Raw genomic sequence first — 1,192 nt, forward strand, 5'->3', positions numbered from 1 at the left:
ATTCAGCCTCTATTTCGATATTTCCATACTTTATGGGTACTTTTTTTTGTGTAATTATGTCAAAACCATTGATTTTAAGTTCATGAGCAAGACATTTTTCATAAACGCTCTCCAAAAGGCCTGGACCAAGTTCTTTATGAACTTTAATTGCACACCCAACTATTTGGTAAGATAGGTCAGTTATTTCTTTTTTTGTAATCATCAATAAATGGATTTAGAACAAAACTAGTTAATAAACTCGCACATTTTAATGTTCTAGTCCTAATTGGCCTTAATTCCTTAGTTTTTAACCTTTGAGGTTCTTTTTTTTTAAACATTAAGTTATTAAGATATTCCGAGTACCTAAATGACCTTAATTCCTTAATTATCTTAATGTTTAGATTTCAAATTAAGATTAAGATATTCCGAGTCCTAAATGCCTTAATTCCTTAATTATCTTAATGTTTAGATTTCGAAGCCCTTTTTTTTAACATTAAGTACCTTTAGATATTAAGAGCATTAAGATATTCCGAGTCCCTAAATGGCCTTAATTCCTTAATTATCTTAATGTTTAGATTTCGAAGCCCTTTTTTTTTAACATTAAGTACCTTTAGATATTAAGAGCATTAAGATATTCCGAGTCCCTAAATGGCCTTAATTCCTTAATTATCTTAATGTTTAGATTTCGAAGCCCTCTTTTAAAACATTAAGTACATTTAGATATTAAGAGCATTAAGATATTTTCAGTTCCTTATGGCCTTAATCCCTTAATTCTCTTAATGTTTAGATTTCGAAGCCTTCTTTTTTACACTAAGTTCATTTAGATATTCACTTTCCACTACCTCATTTATTCCTTTATATTTCTTGTAAATTGAGTTAAATTAAAGGAAAATTGCACTTTAAGAGGAACTTATGGTCTTATTTAAAGTATTTTTAGTTTTTGTTTCTGCGGATATTTTAGGCGTATAACTTTGCGTTGCTATTTAAGTAGAATAGATCTTTTATAGAAAATGATTTAAAGTAAACCTTTATTAGATTATCCTTTTCAAGGGCATTTAATTTCATTATCTGAAAAAACAATTAAACAATATAAAATGAAAAAATTTAGAAAAGTTTCTTACAAGACCTGTAAGTTGAACGTGACTTAGTATAAGTTCTTTGATGTATTGTTTTATTGGATCAATCCAAAAAGTTGGGGGGGAAGCCCTTTTTT

At 28.1% G+C, this 1,192-nt stretch carries 1 protein-coding gene; it reads right to left on the reverse strand.

What is annotated here, in order from left to right; genetic code table 11:
* On the reverse strand, nt 1-202 hold a 202-nt coding region (locus EGI26_RS07175), incomplete at its 3' end, for a GxxExxY protein (RefSeq protein WP_255077349.1).
* Between the last annotated feature and the right edge of the window lie 990 nt (nt 203-1,192).

Source organism: Lacihabitans sp. CCS-44 (genome assembly GCF_024343735.1).
Taxonomy (GTDB): Bacteria; Bacteroidota; Bacteroidia; order Cytophagales; family Spirosomataceae; genus Leadbetterella.